Below are 17,276 nucleotides of genomic sequence, written 5' to 3' on the forward strand. Positions count from 1 at the left end.
CGTCGGGTGGGGCGAAGACTGCACGATGGCCTTCGTTTCCTTTAACGGTCGATTCTTTAGGATGAGCCGCGACGTTGCGTCGCCGCCAGGAGAGTTTGTGCATCGGAGTGGTTTCATAGCTGCCAATACCGCGACCTGGTCGCACGCCGCCGGGCATCTTGCCGGTGCGGTGCGCTTCGCACGATCGCTACGCGTGGCGGGGATGGATCTCCCGCTGCAGCCCGCACTGTCGCACGCATGCGACGGGCAGCCTTGATGGACGGCATCGTGACCCTTTCCCCCGCACCAACCGCATTGCCCCCCACCTCCGCCCTCGACGCCGGCCAGCCCACGCTGCCACCGGAAGCGCCGCTGGCGATGCCCGAACAGAACCTGCGCGAAGGCAGGCTGCAGGTGCCCCATCAACGCACCGCGCCGGTCGGCATCGGCCTGCGGCGCTTCTATCTTATCGGCGGCACCTTCGCCACCACCGCCGTGGCGGTGTGGGTAATGCTCAGCGTGCTGTGGCCCGATGGCCTCAGCGTGCTGGAAGGCTGCCTGCTCGGCCTGTTCGTGCTGCTGTTCGCGTGGATCGCGATGTCTTTTGCCAGCGCGGTGGCCGGTTTCATCACCGTGGTGGCGCGCGCCGGACGCAAGCTCGGCATCGACCCGGAACAGCCGCTGCCCACGCTGCGCTCGCGCACCGCACTGCTGATGCCTACCTACAACGAAGACCCGCGCCGCCTGCTGGCCGGCCTGCAGGCGATCTACGAATCGGTGGCCGAAACCGGCCAGCTGGAGCACTTCGACTTCTTCGTGCTCAGCGACACCACCCGCGATCACATCGGCGCTGCCGAAGAACTGGTCTACAACGAGTTGTGCGACCGCGTCGACGGGCACGGGCGCATCTTCTACCGCCGCCGCGCCGACAATGCCGCACGCAAGGCCGGCAACGTGGCCGACTGGGTGCGCCGCTTCGGCGGCAGCTATCCGCAGATGCTGATCCTGGACGCCGACAGCGTGATGACCGGCGACACCATCGTGCGGCTGGTCGCCGGCATGGAAAACAACCCGGACGTGGGCCTGATCCAGACCCTGCCGGCGGTGGTCAACGGCCAGACGCTGTTCGCCCGCATGCAGCAGTTCGGCGGCCGTGTGTACGGGCCGATCATCGCCTTCGGCGTGGCCTGGTGGCATGGCGCCGAGAGCAATTACTGGGGGCATAACGCCATCATCCGCACCCAGGCCTTCGCCGACCACGCCGGCCTGCCGTCGCTGCGCGGGCGCAAGCCGTTCGGCGGCCACGTGCTCAGCCATGACTTCGTCGAAGCGGCGCTGATGCGGCGCGGCGGCTGGGCCATGCACATGGTGCCGTACCTGCAGGGCAGCTACGAAGAGGGCCCGCCCACACTGACCGACCTGCTGATCCGCGACCGCCGCTGGTGCCAGGGCAACCTGCAGCACGCCAAGGTGGTGAGCGCCAAAGGCCTGCACTGGATCAGCCGCATGCACATGCTGATCGGCATCGGCCATTACTTCACTGCGCCGATGTGGGGCTTGCTGATGCTGATCGGCATCGGCATCCCGTTGGCCGGCGGCGGCATCGACCTGGCCGGCGACCTACCGTTCTCGCCTGCGCGCTACTGGCACGGCAGTAGCCAGGGCAATGCGATCTGGATCTTCGTCTGCACCATGTTCGTGCTGCTGGCGCCCAAGCTGCTGGGCTATATCGCACTGCTGCTCAACCCGCGCGAACTGCGCGCCTGCGGCGGTGCCATTCGCGCGCTGCTGAGCATCCTGCTGGAAACCGTGCTGGCCGCGCTGATGGCGCCGGTGGTGATGTACCTGCAGTCGCGTGGCGTGTTCGAAGTGCTGGCCGGCAAGGATTCGGGCTGGGACGCGCAGGTGCGCGACGACGGCAAGCTGTCGTGGCCGGCGCTGTTGCGCAGCTATGGCGGGCTGACCGTATTCGGCCTGTTCATGGGCGCGGTGGCGTACACCGTTTCGCCGTCGCTGGCCGCCTGGATGGCGCCGGTGATCGTGGGCATGGCGCTGTCGATCCCGGTGGTGGCGCTGACCTCGCTGCGTCGCAGCGGTCTTGCGCTGCGCCGTGCGGGCATCTTCTGCATCCCCGAAGAACTCGATCCGCCCAGGGTGCTGGTGCGTGCATCCGAGCTGCGCCGCGCTGCCGCGCTGGAACCGTCGCTGATCTGATCGGCGGCATTGGCTGGCCCGGTTGGACCCGGTGTGCTGTTCGCCAACCATGCGCTGTCGCCGCCCCGGGCGACGCCCCGGCCGCATCTGCACCGAGGAGGGCGCGACCGGCAGGCGGCCCACGGCCACTGCTCCACGGCAACTCGCCGCACGCGATCCGGGTGAGCGGTGCGTGCGGACCCGCGTGACCGGGCAGTGACCGGCGCGCAAGGCATAATGCCCGGCCCCCAAGCGGAGCTGGATGATGCTGGAAGTGATCGAACGCGAGACCGGACCCAACCCGCAGTGGACCGTGCTGTGGCTGCACGGCCTGGGCGCCGATGGCAGCGACTTCGCTCCGATGGTGCCGGAGCTGGTGCGACCGCACTGGCCGGCGCTGCGCTTCGTGTTCCCGCATGCGCCGATCCGCCCGATCACCATCAACAACGGTGTGCGCATGCGCGGCTGGTACGACATCGTCGGCATGGACTTCGCCAGCCGTGCCGACAAGGCCGGCATTGCCGAGTCGGTGGCCCAGGTCGAAGCCTTGATCGCCCATGAGCAGGCCCGCGGCACGCCGCCCGAGCGCATCCTGCTGGCCGGGTTTTCGCAAGGCGGTGCGGTGACGTTGGCCGTGGGTCTGCAGCGCCGCATCCCGCTGGCCGGGCTGATCGCCCTGTCGACCTATCTGCCCGATCCCACGGCCGCTGCCAGCCAGTTGCAGCCCGCTGCCATTGCCCAACCGTTGTTCATGGCGCACGGCAGCGCCGACCCGGTGGTGCCATTCGCCGCCGGCCAGGCCAGCATGCAGGCGCTGCGCACGCTCGGCTTCGCTCTGGAATGGCAGACCTATCCGATGGGCCATCAGGTCTGCCTGGAAGAAATCGACGCCCTGCGCGACTGGATGCAGGCACGCTTCACCGCCGCCTGAGCCCGTGGCCACCGGCGCCCCACAGATCACCTGGATGCCGGACCTGTGCCGGCTGCCACGCTTGGGTGCCATGCTGGGGCTGGCCGAGCTGGTGGTGCTGGTGGTGACCCTGGTGCCCGATGCCGGCGCCGCGCGCAGCATCACCTTGTCGCGCTTCGTCTCGGCCAGCGGCCTGGCGCTATGGCTGGCGCTGGCGGTCACCGTGTTGCTGTGCGTACTGCGGCCTTCGCTGTCGCGGCTGCCGCCCAGACTGGGTGGGCTGGCCGCGCTGCTGATTGCCGCGCTGGTGGCGATGCTGGGCGCCGGCATCGTGCACGGGCTATACGCCGTGCTGGGCCAGGCCCCGCTTGGCCCGTTGGTCGGCTTCTGGCGCTTCACCCTGGGCAGTGCCGCCACCGTGGTGCTGATCACCGCGCTGGCGCTGCGCTATTTCTACGTCAGCGACCGCTGGGAAGCGCAGGTGCAGGCCAATGCGCGCGCCGAAGCCGACGCGTTGCAGGCACGCATCCGCCCGCACTTCCTGTTCAACAGCATGAACCTGATCGCCAGCCTGCTGCGGCGCGACCCGGTGGTGGCCGAGCAGGCGGTGCTGGATCTGTCGGATCTGTTTCGCGCCGCGCTGGGCGCCGGCGAAGGCGTGTCCACGCTGCGCGCCGAATGCGAGCTGGCCGAGCGCTATCTGGCCATCGAGTCCTTGCGCCTGGGCGAGCGTCTGCAGGTGCGCTGGCACCGCCAGGAACCATTGCCGTGGGAGCTGCCGATGCCGCGCCTGGTGCTGCAACCGCTGGTCGAAAACGCGGTGCTGCACGGAGTCTCGCGCATGCCCGAGGGCGGCACGCTGTATCTGTCGCTGCGCCAGCGCGGCAGCCAGTTGCAGATCCGCATCGTCAACCCCGCCCCGCAACCGGGAACCCAGTTGCCGCTGCTCGCCGGCGCCGGACATGCGCAGGCCAGCATCTCGCACCGGCTGGCGTTTCAGTTCGGTGCCGGGGCACGGATGGCGGCCAGCTGGGCTGAGGGCTACTATGCCTGCGAGATCACATTGCCGCTGCCGTGACGGGGGAGTCGCTGCAGCGAAGGGGGATGTCCATGACGGCCACGCAAGTGCGGGTGCTGATCGCCGATGACGAGCCACTGGCGCGCGAGCGCCTGCGCATGCTGCTGGGCGAGCATCCGCAGGTCGAGGTGATCGGCGAGGCCGAAAACGGCCAGCAGGTCCTGCAGCAGTGCGAACAGCTGCACCCGGACCTGGTGTTGCTGGACATCGCCATGCCCGGTGTCGACGGCCTGGAAACCGCGCGGCTGCTGCGCCAGCGCCAGCCACCGCCAGCGGTGGTGTTCTGCACCGCCTACGACCAGCATGCCTTGTCGGCGTTCGACGCCGCCGCGCTGGATTACCTGATGAAACCGGTGCGCCCGGAACGCCTGTCCGCGGCCCTGGAAAAGGTCGCCACGTTTCTGGCCGGGCGGGTGCCCGGCGTCGCGCCGCGGCCGTTGCGCACCCACCTGTGCGCGCGTCTGCGTGGCAGCCTGCGGCTGATCGCCATCGGCGACATCCGCTACCTGCAGGCCGAAGAGAAGTACGTCATCGTCCATCACGCCCGTGGCGAGGACCTGATCGAAGAGTCGCTCAAATCGCTGGAAGACGAATTCGCCGACCGCCTGGTGCGCATCCATCGCAATTGCCTGGTGGCCCGCGACGAACTGATGGAGCTGCGCCGCAGCGGCGACGGCCAGGTGCACGCGGTGCTGCGCAACGTGCCGCAGACCCTGGAAGTGAGCCGGCGTTGCGTGGCCAGCCTGCGCGATCAACTGCGTCATGTATGAGTTACCGGTCCGGTCCGCGATAATGGCCGGATGACCACGCTCCGCATCGCCACCCGCAAGAGCCCGCTCGCCCTTTGGCAGAGCGAACATGTCGCCGCCGCGTTGCGCCAGCACCACCCCGGCCTGGAGGTGGTGCTGGTGCCGATGAGCACCCGCGGCGACGAAGTGCTGGACCGCTCGCTGGCGGCGATCGGCGGCAAGGGCCTGTTTCTGAAGGAATTGGAGCTGGCCATGCTGCGCGGCGAGGCCGACTGCGCGGTGCATTCGCTCAAGGATGTGCCGATGGAACTGGACGATCCGTTCGTGCTGCCGGCGATCCTGGGCCGCGGCGACCCAGCCGACGCGCTGGTGTCCAATCTCTATGCCAGCCTGCAGGCATTGCCGCTGGGCGCGCGGGTGGGCACCTCGTCGTTACGGCGGCAGGCGCAGCTGCGCGCCGCACGCCCGGACCTGGAACTGATCGACCTGCGCGGCAACGTCAACACCCGCCTGGCCAAGCTCGACAACGGCGGCTACGACGCCATCGTGCTGGCCTGCGCCGGCCTGCAACGGCTGGGGCTGGACGCGCGCATCAGTGCGCGGCTGGACGCGCCGGACTGGTTGCCGGCACCGGCGCAGGGCGCGGTGGCAGTGGAATGTCGTGGCGACGATGCGCGCATCCATGCGCTGCTGGCGGTGCTGGATGACCCCGCCACCCGCGTCTGCGTGGAAGCCGAGCGGGCGATGAATCGCGCGCTGCACGGCAGCTGCCATGTCCCGGTGGCCGCCTTCGCCACCTGGAAGGACGAGGGCCTGTACCTGCAGGGCATGGTCGGCAGCGCCAGCGATGGCCGCCTGATCCACGCCGATGCCCACGGCAGCTCCGAAGACACCGAAGCGCTGGGCCGCCGCGTGGCCCAAGGCCTGTTCGACAAGGGCGCCGCCCAGCTGCTGGCCGAGCTGTAGCGCACCGCCGTCGCCCGCCCCTTCGGCCGCCACGCTCACGCCCGGCTGTCGTAGGAGCGGACCCGGCCGCGACAGGCGTTCCCGGTAGAGCTTTCGCGGCCAAGGCCGCTCCTACCGAGCGTGGTCGTGTATTCGAACGTGTGGACCAGGTTGAACATGGTCGACGTATCGCCCTTCGCATCGCCCCCCTACTACCAGGTCCTCCTGTCGTAGGAGCGGACCCGGCCGCGACGGGCGTTCCCGGTAGAGCTGTCGCGGCCAGGTCCGCTCCTACCGAGCGCGGTCGTGTATTCGGACGTGTGGACCAGGTCGACCATGGTCGACGTATCGCCCTTCGCGTCGCCCCGTCTATCACCAGGTCCCTGTCGTAGGAGCGGACCCGGCCGCGACAGGCATTCCCGGTAGAGCTCTCGCGGCCAGGTCCGCTCCTACCGAGCGTGGTCGTGTACTCGAACGTGTGGACCAGGTCGACCATGGTCGACGGATCGCCCTTCGCGTCGCCCGCCTACCACCAGGTCGTCCTGTCGTAGGAGCGGACCCGGCCGCGACGGGCACTCCCGATACAGCTGTCGCGGCCAAGGCCGCTCCTGCCGAACGGGATCGCTTACTTGAACGTGTAAACCAGGTTCACCGTGGTCAGCGTGTCGGTCTTCTTGTCGCCGTCGCTGACCTCGCTGTTGTGGCGCATCTGCCAGGCGGCCTTGAGCGCGAAGTGCGAGTTCATGCTGACCTGCACGCCGAAATCGTTCTGCGCGTAGGTGTTGTATTCGCCCGATTCCACCAGCAGCGTGTTGATCAGGTCAGTGTTGTCGGTGACGGTGTACTTCAGGTCGAACAGGCCGCGCCCGATCAGGCCGGTCTCGTTGCGGTCTTCGTCGCTGTTGTGCGCGCGGCGGATACCCGGGCCGATCTGCGCGTCCAGATAGAAGCGCTCGGCATCGATCAGGCGCGTGCCGTAACCGATACCGAAGGTGGCCAGCCGATCGTAGGTGGCGAAGTCGTCGTGTTCGTAGCGTCCGGTGGCGGTGAGCTGGCGGTGCTCGCCCAACTGCAAGGCACTGCCCACGCTGCCGGTGTAACGCTCGGCGGTGGTCTGGCGTTCGCGTTCGGTGCTGCCGTCGTCGTTGGTATTGGTGTACTCCGAGCTCGAACGCAGCGCGGTGGCATCCAGGCTGTGGATCCAGTCGCCGTCGGTGTAGCGCAGGCGCACGCGGCCGTTGAGGCTGTCGGTGGTGCTGTTGCCGTGGGCAGCGGCATAGCCCAGCTCGCCGCTGCTGCCGCTCCAGGGCGAGGGCACCAGCGCAGCGGCAGGGTCAACCGGTGTCGGCGCGACCGCGATCGACTGGGCCCACACGGTAGGCGTGATCAACAGCAGGGGCAGCAAGGCAGACAACTGGGCACGGCGGGACATAAGCGGCTCGCTTGAGGGCAGGGCGGGAGGGTGAAAGCGATTTCATGATAACGGACTGTGCGGCACGTCATGACCCGGTGAACGCCGCGCTTCATTGGCGGTTCTGGCGCTGGCGGCAGATGGCGCGTTGTCGTGTGCGGTTGCGGGCGGCGCGCAGACCCGCGCACGGCGTCGTCGCGACCGGCGCAATCCGAGCGGCCGGGACTGGCGTGTTCTGCACCAGAGTGCATAGCGACGCTCACCCCGCCGCGCGAAGAACCGGACATAATCGGCGCATGGACCGCTATGAACGTATCAACTCCCTGCATCGCCTGCTCAAGTCGGCGCGCTATCCGGTCACCGTGGCGCGGCTGCAGGATGAGCTGAGCTGCTCCCGCGCCACCGTGTATCGCGACCTGGCGTTTCTGCGCGATGCGCTGATGGCGCCGGTGGAAGGCGATGGCGAATCGGGCTTTCGCTATCTGTCCGGCGAAAGCGATCGCTTCGAGCTGCCCGGCCTGTGGCTGAGTTCGGAAGAACTGCATGCACTGCTGGCATCCCAGCAATTGCTCGCGCGCACCGGCGGGGGCGTATTGTCCTCGATGCTGGCACCGTTGCAGCAGCGCATCGAAGGGCTATTGGCGGCACAGGCCGGCGTATCGCAGTGGCCAGTGGACCGTGTGCGGGTGATTCCGCATCGCGGCCGCAAGCTGGACGAAGCGAGCTTTCGCACGGTGGCCTCCGGGGTGCTGGAGCGCAAGCAACTGAGCTTCGATTACCGCGCACGCTCGACCGACGAATCGACCAAGCGCACCGTGTCCCCGCAGCGCATCACCCATTACCGCGACAACTGGTACCTGGATGCCTGGGACCATGGCCGCGATGGCGTGCGCAGTTTTGCGGTGGACCGTATCAATCATGCGCGCCTGCTCGATGCCGCCCCGCGCGATGTGCCCGACAGCGAGCTGGACGAGCAGCTGGCCGCCAGCTACGGCATCTTTTCCGGCGCCCCCAAGGGCTGGGCGACCATCGTGTTCAGCGCCAAGGCCGCGCGCTGGGTGGCCGACGAGCACTGGCATTCCAAGCAGCAGGGCCGCTTTTTGCCGGACGGTCGCTACGAGCTCAAATTGCCGTACAGCAACTCGCGCGAGCTGCTGATGGACGTGCTGCACTACGGCTCGGATGCGGAGATCGTCGAACCGGTTTCGCTGCGCGAGCAGGCCAAGGCGCTGTTGTCGCTGGCGCTGAGCAACTACGACTGAGCCAGATCGACCGCATGCATGCGTTTGTCTTGCGCGCATGGGTTCCGCTCAATCAGCGACATGCAAGTTGACCAGCCATCTGGTCGCGGGCGAACCGCTGACGGCGGCGTGCACTGCTGGCGTTGCACGGCACTTCCGCGACCAGGCTTGCACGCCAGGTGCTTGGTCAATCCACGCGCTGCACAAACACTAGGCTGGCCACGTGCGTCATCGGTCGCGCCCGGATCCTGTGGTGGCGATCAGAAGCAGTGGCATGCACGCAGCAGTCCAGTAGAGCCAGAGGCAGCTAGCCAGACGTAGCGATCAAGTCGTCAGGCAATTCTTGAAGGCGCACCCGGGACCGGCGTACGCGCTACGGAACCGATCGCCAGGCAATGGCGGGACGCGCCTGGCGGCTTCGCAGAAGTTCTCGCAGGCATTCCGGCGCTGGCAGCTGGACCTGGCAACACGGCTGATCGCAATGATCAGCCGATCGCATCCATGACCGGAAAACGCCGGAGCATATCGGCAGCGCAATACTCAGCGCTTGTTGGGTACTTCAAATCCCAGACGGTCCACCTGCTCACGCAACTGCGGCACGCGCTTGAGCTTGTCGGTGTAGATGGAATAGTCGTCGCGCATCTTGTCGACCAGTTTGCGGTACTGGTCGCGGCTCATGTCCGGCTTGCGCGCGAAGATCCAGGCCAGGTCGCGGCCGGGATAGGAAATCAGCATCCATGAACCGTCCGGTGCGATTTCCAGGATGCGCTGCTTGGCCGGAATGACCTTGTAGAACCACACCCGCCAATCGCGGTTGCCGCTCTCGGCGTCCACCGACGCGCGCGCGTTGACCTCTTTTTCCGGCTCGCCGAAGCCTTCGCGGTACAGATAGCGCACCGCCACCTTGCCGTCTTCGACCAGGGTGTACTCGTCGCGGCTGGTGACGTGCCCGCGCTCGACCGGGTTGGGCATGCGCGCAATCACGTACCAGGTGCCCATGATCTTGGACAGATCGATCGCCGGCTCGGTGGTGGATGTGTCCTTGGCGGATGCCACGGGCAGGCCGAGGACGAGCAGGAAAGCGAGGGCGATCGTAACGGTCAGGCGCATCGCAACATCACAAAGGGGCAGTAGGAGCAGCACACTACCGCATGCAGGGGGCAAGTTCGCGTCAACGGTCGGGTCTGGCGTCGGCGACTGCGGCATCGGGATCAATCCCTCGATCCTCCGTCCTCGCTGCCCGATCCCGATCGCCAGCCACCTCAAGGCACAGCCCGTGGCGCCGCACCCGCCCGGCTCGACATCTCGCCTGTCGGGTCGCAATCGGTGAGATGGGCACAGGCAATCCTGCCGGCCTGTGTTCATCCCTTCTGCCACGGAGTGCCGCTATGTCGCATCGTCCTTCTCCTCGTTCCGAACGTCCCGATCCGCGGGTGCTGCGCCCGGTACGGCAGGTTGCCCTGGCCGGCCTGGCGCTGGTGCTGGTGTGGCCGGCGGCGCGCGGTTACAGCGAGTGGATCGGCTGGCTGCCCCTGTGGCTGGTGGGCATGCCGATGCTGGCCTGGTGGAGCCTGCATCGCTTCGCGCTGCCCACGCTGACCCGGCCGGGCGCTCGGCGGGTCTTGCCGCGGCGGCGTGGCCCGCAGGCACAGCGTCGGCGCGTTGCCGCGCGGGCCACGACACCGGCGCGGGCGGCCTGACCTTCGGCAGGGGAGGCCGGGCAAGGGGCTGTGTTAGGTTTTCCGGCATTGGTTTTTCCGGAAAAATACATGCCCAAGTTCGCCTCGATCTGCCTGGTTGCCGGCCTGATCACCGCTGGCGCCGTCTCTGCAGAGGAAACCGCCGTGTCCAACGATCCCTACGCCTGGCTGGAAGATGTCACTGGCGCCAAGCCGCTGGACTGGGTCAAGGCCCAGAACGCCAAGACCGAGGCGCGCCTGGCCACCACGCCGGCCTTCAGGCAGATGGAAACCAGCATCCGCGAAGTGCTGGATTCGGACGCGAAGATTCCCGGCGTGCAGAAGATCGGCGAGTACTACTACAACTTCTGGAAGGACAAGCAGCACGAGCGCGGCCTGTGGCGGCGCACCACGCTGGACGAATACCGCAAGGCCTCGCCGAAGTGGGAGACGGTGCTGGACCTGGATGCGCTCAACAAGGCCGAGGGCGAGAACTGGGTCTGGCACGGCGCCGACTGCCTGCGCCCGGACTACCAGCGCTGCCTGATCGCGCTGTCGCGCGGCGGCGCCGATGCCGACGTCACCCGCGAGTTCGATCTCGGCAGCAAGCAGTGGGTCAAGGACGGCTTCTTCCGTCCCGAATCCAAGGGCGGGCTGGGCTGGATCGACAAGGACACGGTCTACGTCTTCACCGATTTCGGTGCCGGCAGCATGACCAGTTCCGGCTACCCGCGCATCGCCAAGCAGTGGAAGCGCGGTACCCCGCTCGGCGCCGCCACCGTGGTGTACGAGGGCAAGCCCACGGACATGTACATCGCGGCGATGCACGATGACACCCCGGGCTTCGAGCGCGATTTTGTCAGCCGCACGCTGGCCTTCTACAACGACGAGCTGTATCTCAAGGGCGCCGACGGCAAGCTGGTCAAGGTGGATGTGCCCAACTCGGCCAGCAAGTCGGTCAAGCGGCAATGGCTGACGCTGGAGCTGCGCGAGCCATGGACGGTGGGCGGCAAGACCTACACGGCGGGCTCGCTGCTGGCCACGCGCTTTGACGACTTCATGGCCGGCAAGCGCAGCTTCGATGTGCTGTTCGCACCGACCGACACCACCTCGCTGGCGGGCGTGGCATGGACCAAGTCGCACCTGGTGTTGAACGTGCTGGAAGACGTCAAGAATCGGCTCAGCGTCATCACCCCATCGCAGGACGGGTGGAAGAAGAGCGCGTTTGTCGGTGCGCCGGCTTTCGGCACGATCGATGTCAGCGCCGTGGACAGCGACGACAGCGACGCGCTGTGGCTGACCGTCACCGATTACCTCACACCCACCACCTTGTCGTGGGTGGACGTCGGCAGTGCGCCGCAGCCGCTCAAGACCATGCCGGCGTTCTTCGATGCCGGCAAGGACAGCATCGAGCAGCACTTTGTCACCAGCAAGGACGGCACCCGCGTGCCGTATTTCCTGGTGCGCCCCAAGAACCTCAAGCTCGATGGCAGCGCGCCGACGCTGCTGTACGGCTACGGCGGTTTCGAGATTTCGATGACGCCGAATTATTCCGGCGGATTGGGCCGTGCCTGGCTGGACAAGGGCGGCGTCTACGTGGTGGCCAACATCCGCGGCGGCGGCGAGTACGGCCCGCGCTGGCACCAGGCTGCGCTCAAGCAGAACCGCCACAAGGCCTACGAAGACATGGCCGCGGTGGCCAAGGATCTGGTCGCGCGCAAGATCACCTCGACCAGGCATCTGGGCGTGCAGGGCGGCAGCAATGGCGGCCTGATGACCGGCAACATGCTGACCCAGTATCCGGAGCTGTTCGGCGCGGTGGTGGTGCAGGTGCCGCTGCTGGACATGAAGCGCTACAGCCATCTGCTGGCCGGCGCCTCGTGGATGGCCGAATACGGCGACCCGGACACCGACGACTGGAGCTTCATCCAGACCTTCTCGCCGTATCACCTGTTCGATCCGAAGAAGACCTATCCGCCGGTGATCTTCCTGACCTCCACCCGCGACGACCGCGTGCATCCGGGCCACGCGCGCAAGATGGCGGCCAAGATGATCGAGGCCGGCAAGGACGTGACCTACTACGAGAACATCGAGGGCGGTCACGGCGGTGCGGCCAACAACGCGCAGGCAGCGCATATGTCGGCATTGGCGTATAGCTTCCTGTGGGAGCGCCTGGCCGACTGATGCGGCATGACAATCGGTGACGTGCGCCTCGCATACAAGCCCTTCTCCCCTCGGGAGAAGGTGCCCGAAGGGCGGATGAGGGTACGGTTGCTCGCTGGGTTGAAGCCCGTTCGATGAACAATCGCGTGGGTCGAGGCATCTAGAAAGTGCCAGGCTTCCACGCCTTGCGGCACGGGTTGGGTTTGTTTCGGCAAAAGTAACCAGCACCATGCGCCTGACGCGAACCGGTGCGATGAAACTGCACCGGTTCCCTGCGCTCCTCGCCATCCGTGGCACGGCGCCCCAACTCGCTGTGCTCAAACAGCGCGCCTCCGGCCACAGGTGGCTGCGGTGTTCGGCCCGCTTCAAGGCGAGGAAGCCACGAGCAACAGCAAGTGCAACAATGGCGAGTGCACGGTAGAACTGCGAGTACTTCACACGCTCGATCTGTGGCCACAAACTGCGTAACCCACGCTCAATACGCCCACTGCCTGTTCCAGGCGCGACAGGCTTCGGATGTATCGATGCGCACGTATTGATTAGCGCTGTGGTACCGAGCGGCGCCGGGCCAGCGGCAAGCGATTGCACGGCAATTCTCCGATCTGGTCAGCTGCGTGCCGAGGTAACACTGTGTGGCGCGTTCGGGCCTGGTTGTCGCCACTGCGATGACCAGGCGCGATATCCCTTGGAGGGGTGGAATGAAACTCGAGGATCTGGGACCGCGGCTGTGCATTCTCGGGCCGTCCAACAGCGGTAAATCGACCTTGGCCCAGGCGATCGCGCGCAAGCGCGGATGCGCATGCGTACATCTGGATCAGCTGCATCATTTCCCGAACACTGCCTGGCTACCTCGTCCCAGACAGGACTTTTTCGCGCTTCACGATGCGGCCATTGCCGCAGAGCAGTGGGTGATGGATGGCAATTACCTGGGCTGCCTGTCGCAGCGTCTGGCGCGTGCAACGGGCGTTGTTCTATTGGACATCCCGGTGACCACCAGCCTGGTGCGCTATCTGCGCCGAACCTGGTTCGAGCAGCGCCGTTGCGGCGGCCTCGATGGCGCCAGGGAGCGGGTCAGGTGGGAGATGCTGCGCCACATCGCGGTCGTCGAACGCAGAAAACGCAAAGACCTCGCTAGGATATTCAAGCGCAGCAGCGTGCCGAAGATCGCATTGCTGACGGTGCCGGCGATCGATCAATTCTATCGCCATGAAAAGTTGAACTCGCAAGGTCTGCGCCAGTGACAGCGGCTCCCGGCGTGGTGTCACGACAGAAGGCGATTGACCGCGAGGGCGTGCTCAACACGCCTTATGGATGGCAGGTGCTGTGGTGTCATGCAAGGCGCGTCTACAGACTGCGTAACCCACGCGCAATGCGCTCCACCGCCTGTTCCAGACGCGGCAGGCTCTGGGTGTAGGCGATGCGCACGTGCTGGTTGGCGCGATGGAAGCCGAAGTCGATGCCGGGAGTAAAGGCGACGTGCTCGGTTTCCAGGAAATGCGCGCAGAACGCCTGCGCATCGTCGGAAAACGCGCTGATGTCGGCGTAGAGATAGAACGCGCCTTGGGGTTCGATGGCGATGTTGAAGCCAAGCTGGCGTAGCGCGGGCAGCAGATAGTCGCGGCGTTGCCGGAACTGCGCGCGGCGCGCTTCGAAGATGGCGATGCTTTCCGGCGTGAAACACGCAAGCGCTGCGTGCTGCGCAATGGTCGAGGCGCTGATGTAGAGGTTTTGCGCGAGTTTTTCCAGCTCGGGCACCGCGCCGGGCGGGGCGATCAGCCAGCCCAGGCGCCAGCCGGTCATGCCGAAGTATTTGGAAAAACTGTTCAAGACGAAGGCGCTGTCGTCGACTTCCAGCACGCTATGCGCGTCCAGGCCATAGGTCAGGCCATGGTAGATCTCGTCCACCACCAGGTGCCCGCCGCGCGCACGCAGCGCCTGCGACAACGCGGCCAGCTGCGCGCGCGACAGCACGCTGCCGGTGGGGTTGGCCGGCGATGCCACCAGGGCGCCGACGCTGTCGGCGTTCCAGCACGCGTCCACCAGCGCCGGGGTCAGTTGGTAGTCGGTGTCCGGCCCGACCGGAACCAGTTGTGCGGCACCTTCGATCAGGCGCAGGAAGTGGCGGTTGCACGGATACCCAGGGTCGGCAAGCAGCCAGTGCTTGCCCGGGTCCACCAGCAGGCTGCTGGCCAACAGCAGCGCGCCCGAGCCGCCTGGCGTGACCAGGATCCGCTCCGGGTCGACGCTGCGGCCATAACGTTGCGCATAAAAGCCGGCAATCGCCTCGCGCAACGCGGGCAGGCCGCGTGCAGCGGTGTAGCGGGTATGGCCGGCGGCCAGTGCGGCCTGCCCGGCAGCCACGATCGGCGCGGCAGTGGTGAAGTCGGGTTCGCCGATTTCCAGGTGGATCACGTCGTGACCGGCCTGTTCGAGCGCATTGGCGCGGGCCAGCAGCGACATCACATGGAACGGCGCGATGTCCTGGCTGCGGCGGCTGTAGCCCGACGCGGGCGAAAGCAAGGGATCCATTGCGAGGATCATAGACCAGCATGACCTAGGACACATGACGCCCGGCGACGGGCTCTTCCACACTCGGTCGCTGGGATGGCATTGCGTTCATCCAACGGACCCCAATCTGATGAAGCCTGTCCTGACCTTGTTGATCGCCAGCCTGATGACCACATCCGCCTCCTCTTTCGCCGCTCTCCCGTCGCCGCCGGACGTCGCCAAGCACCCGCACGTGGTCAAGACGCCGTTTGGCGCCACCCGTAATGACGATTACTACTGGCTGCGCGACGACAAGCGCGAAGACAAGGCGATGCTGGCCTATCTCAACGCCGAGAATGCCTACACCGACCAGGTGATGGCGCCGCTCAAGCCGTTGGAAGACACGCTCTACAACGAGATCGTCGGGCGCATCAAGCAGGACGATGCCAGCGTGCCGTATCGCGAACGCGGCTATTGGTATTACACCCGCTTCGAAGCCGGCAAGGATTACCCGATCCAGGCGCGTCGCAAGGGCAGCATGGAGGCGCCGGAAGAAGTCCTGCTGGACGTCAACCAGATGGCCCAGGGCAAGGGCTATTTCAGCGTGGGCGAGGCCGAGGTCAGTCAGGACAACCGCCTGCTTGCCTGGGCCGACGACGCCGTCGGCCGTCGCCAATACACGATTCGCTTCAAGAATCTGGACACCGGCGAGATCTATCCGGACACCGTGGAAGGCGTCTCCCCGAACGTGGTGTGGGCGGACGACAACAAGACCGTGTTCTACGTCGAAAACGACCCGGAAACGCTGCTCACCGTGCGCGTCAAGAAACACGTCCTGGGTACTGCGTCCAAGGACGACGTGCTGGTGTACGAAGAGAAGGACGACAGTTTTTACATGGGTGTGGGGCGTACCCGCGACGACAAGTACATCACCATCGGCGTGGAAAGCACGGTGTCGTCCGAGACGCGTTATGCGCTGGCCGCCAAGCCGGACACCTTCAAGGTGCTGGCCAAGCGCGAGCGCGATGTGGAGTACCACGCCGAACATTTCGACGGGCGTTGGGTGATCCGCACCAACGCCGATGGCGCCGAGAACTTCAAGCTGGTGACTGCGCCCACCGATGCCACCACGCGCAAGCAGTGGACCGACTGGGTCGCCCACGATGACAAGGTCTACATCGAAAATTTCGAGCTGTTCGATGGATTCACTGCCATCGAAGAACGCTCCGGTGGCCTGGAGCGCGTGCGACTGCTCAAGCGTGATGGCAGTCATGAGTACGTCAAGGCGGATGAGCCGGCGTATTCGATGGGCTTGTCGGTCAACCCCGAGCCGGACACCGTGTGGCTGCGCTGCAGCTATACATCGCTGACCACTCCGGCCACCACCTACGACCTCAACACCGCCACCGGCGAGCGCAAGGTGCTCAAGCAGCAACCGGTGATCGGCTATGACGCGGGCAAGTATGAGACCGAACGCGTCTGGGTCACGGCCCGCGACGGCGTCAAGGTGCCGGTGTCGCTGGTGTACAAGAAAGGCTTCGAGAAGGACGGCACGGCCGCGTTGTTCCAGTACGCGTACGGCAGCTACGGCATGTCGATGGACCCGTCCTTCAATCTGCCGGCGATCAGCCTGCTGGACCGTGGTGTGGTGTACGCCATCGCGCACATCCGCGGCGGCCAGGAAATGGGCCGTAAGTGGTACGACGATGGCAAGCTGCTGCACAAGAAGAACACCTTCAACGATTTCGTCGACGTCACCCGCGGGCTGGTCGCGCAGGGCTACGCCGCCAAGGACCGTGTGGCGGCATCCGGCGGCAGCGCAGGTGGCCTGTTGATGGGTGCGGTGGCCAACATGGCGCCGCAGGACTATCGCGTGCTGGTGGCGCAGGTGCCATTCGTCGATGTGGTCACCACCATGCTGGATGCCAGCATCCCGTTGACCACCAACGAATACGACGAGTGGGGCAACCCGGAAACCAAGGACTACTACGACTACATGCTGTCGTATTCGCCCTACGACAATGTGCGCAAGCAGGCGTACCCGGCGATGTTCGTCGGCACCGGTCTGTGGGATTCGCAGGTGCAGTACTGGGAGCCGGCCAAGTGGGTGGCCAGGTTGCGCGACGACAACACCGGCAAGGCTCCGATTGTGTTCCGCACCAATATGGAAGCCGGTCACGGCGGCAAATCCGGCCGCTTCCGCCGTTACCGCGAGTTGGCGGAGTCGTATGCGTTCGTGCTGGATCAGTTGGGCGTCAAGTAGCTGGGGAGCAGGGATTGGGGAGTCGGGATTGGGGATTCGCCAAGGCCGATGGCTGAGGTTTCGGTGGTTGTTGCATCGCGTTGGGGTGTGGCGGCTGGTTTCCGGCCTCCTTGGTGTGTTTCTGCCTTCTGCCGTTGCCCCCGCTTGGGCTCGTTGTTGTTGCTCTTCTCCCCGGTCG

12 protein-coding genes and 1 pseudogene are annotated in these 17,276 nt (G+C 66.2%); 10 read left to right on the top strand and 3 right to left on the bottom strand.

Annotated features, from left to right (window positions below; all coding sequences use genetic code 11):
- The first annotated feature begins 255 nt into the window (after window positions 1-255).
- From mdoH to hemC, 5 genes are all read left to right on the top strand, one after another.
- Window positions 256-2,193: a glucans biosynthesis glucosyltransferase MdoH gene (mdoH, locus tag FHY19_RS17875; protein WP_259167720.1), complete on the top strand. Its 1,938-nt coding sequence runs from the start codon at window positions 256-258 to the stop codon at window positions 2,191-2,193.
- Window positions 2,194-2,434: 241 nt separating this feature from the next.
- Complete coding sequence (locus FHY19_RS17880; RefSeq protein WP_259167540.1) at window positions 2,435-3,103, top strand: alpha/beta hydrolase; 669 nt, start codon at window positions 2,435-2,437, stop codon at window positions 3,101-3,103.
- Between the two features lie 4 nt (window positions 3,104-3,107).
- A complete protein-coding gene (locus FHY19_RS17885; RefSeq protein ID WP_259155350.1) occupies window positions 3,108-4,160 on the top strand; it encodes a histidine kinase in 1,053 nt (350 codons plus the stop codon).
- Window positions 4,161-4,192: 32 nt separating this feature from the next.
- Complete coding sequence (locus FHY19_RS17890; protein ID WP_259155343.1) at window positions 4,193-4,930, top strand: LytTR family DNA-binding domain-containing protein; 738 nt, start codon at window positions 4,193-4,195, stop codon at window positions 4,928-4,930.
- A 30-nt stretch (window positions 4,931-4,960) separates the two neighbouring features.
- Window positions 4,961-5,875: a hydroxymethylbilane synthase gene (gene hemC, locus FHY19_RS17895; protein ID WP_259167541.1), complete on the top strand. Its 915-nt coding sequence runs from the start codon at window positions 4,961-4,963 to the stop codon at window positions 5,873-5,875.
- Between the two features lie 604 nt (window positions 5,876-6,479).
- Here hemC and FHY19_RS17900 read toward each other — a convergent pair.
- The gene (locus FHY19_RS17900) at window positions 6,480-7,286 is read right to left on the bottom strand and encodes a DUF481 domain-containing protein (RefSeq protein WP_259155330.1); all 807 of its coding nucleotides are present in this window, start codon (window positions 7,284-7,286) and stop codon (window positions 6,480-6,482) included.
- A gap of 275 nt (window positions 7,287-7,561) precedes the next feature.
- Between FHY19_RS17900 and FHY19_RS17905 the strand changes: the two genes are divergently transcribed.
- Window positions 7,562-8,527, top strand: coding sequence for a YafY family protein (locus tag FHY19_RS17905; RefSeq protein ID WP_005997239.1), 966 nt, complete (start codon window positions 7,562-7,564; stop codon window positions 8,525-8,527).
- 519 nt (window positions 8,528-9,046) lie between these two features.
- Here FHY19_RS17905 and FHY19_RS17910 read toward each other — a convergent pair.
- Window positions 9,047-9,616 carry a lipocalin family protein gene (locus FHY19_RS17910; protein ID WP_259155312.1) on the bottom strand — a complete coding sequence of 190 codons (570 nt, stop codon included), beginning with the start codon at window positions 9,614-9,616 and terminating at the stop codon, window positions 9,047-9,049.
- Window positions 9,617-9,894: 278 nt separating this feature from the next.
- On the opposite strand from FHY19_RS17910, the gene FHY19_RS17915 reads away from it, so the two are divergent.
- The 3 genes and pseudogenes from FHY19_RS17915 to FHY19_RS17925 all read left to right on the top strand — a co-directional run.
- Window positions 9,895-10,206, top strand: a complete 312-nt coding sequence (locus FHY19_RS17915) for a hypothetical protein (RefSeq protein WP_259167543.1) — start codon at window positions 9,895-9,897, stop codon at window positions 10,204-10,206.
- A 69-nt stretch (window positions 10,207-10,275) separates the two neighbouring features.
- Window positions 10,276-12,369 (top strand): prolyl oligopeptidase family serine peptidase, encoded by a 2,094-nt coding sequence (locus tag FHY19_RS17920; RefSeq protein ID WP_259167545.1) that lies wholly within the window; start codon window positions 10,276-10,278, stop codon window positions 12,367-12,369.
- 743 nt (window positions 12,370-13,112) lie between these two features.
- Window positions 13,113-13,388 (top strand): annotated as a pseudogene (locus FHY19_RS17925) (AAA family ATPase); the annotation flags it as partial.
- Between the two features lie 304 nt (window positions 13,389-13,692).
- Here FHY19_RS17925 and FHY19_RS17930 read toward each other — a convergent pair.
- Window positions 13,693-14,877: a pyridoxal phosphate-dependent aminotransferase gene (locus tag FHY19_RS17930; RefSeq protein WP_259167549.1), complete on the bottom strand. Its 1,185-nt coding sequence runs from the start codon at window positions 14,875-14,877 to the stop codon at window positions 13,693-13,695.
- A gap of 109 nt (window positions 14,878-14,986) precedes the next feature.
- Between FHY19_RS17930 and FHY19_RS17935 the strand changes: the two genes are divergently transcribed.
- Entirely contained in the window at window positions 14,987-17,098 is a 2,112-nt protein-coding gene (locus FHY19_RS17935; RefSeq protein ID WP_259167550.1) for a S9 family peptidase, read from the top strand.
- The last annotated feature ends 178 nt before the right edge of the window (window positions 17,099-17,276 follow it).

The organism is Xanthomonas sp. 4461, from assembly GCF_024806475.1.
GTDB classification, from domain to species: domain Bacteria; phylum Pseudomonadota; class Gammaproteobacteria; order Xanthomonadales; family Xanthomonadaceae; genus Xanthomonas; species Xanthomonas arboricola_F.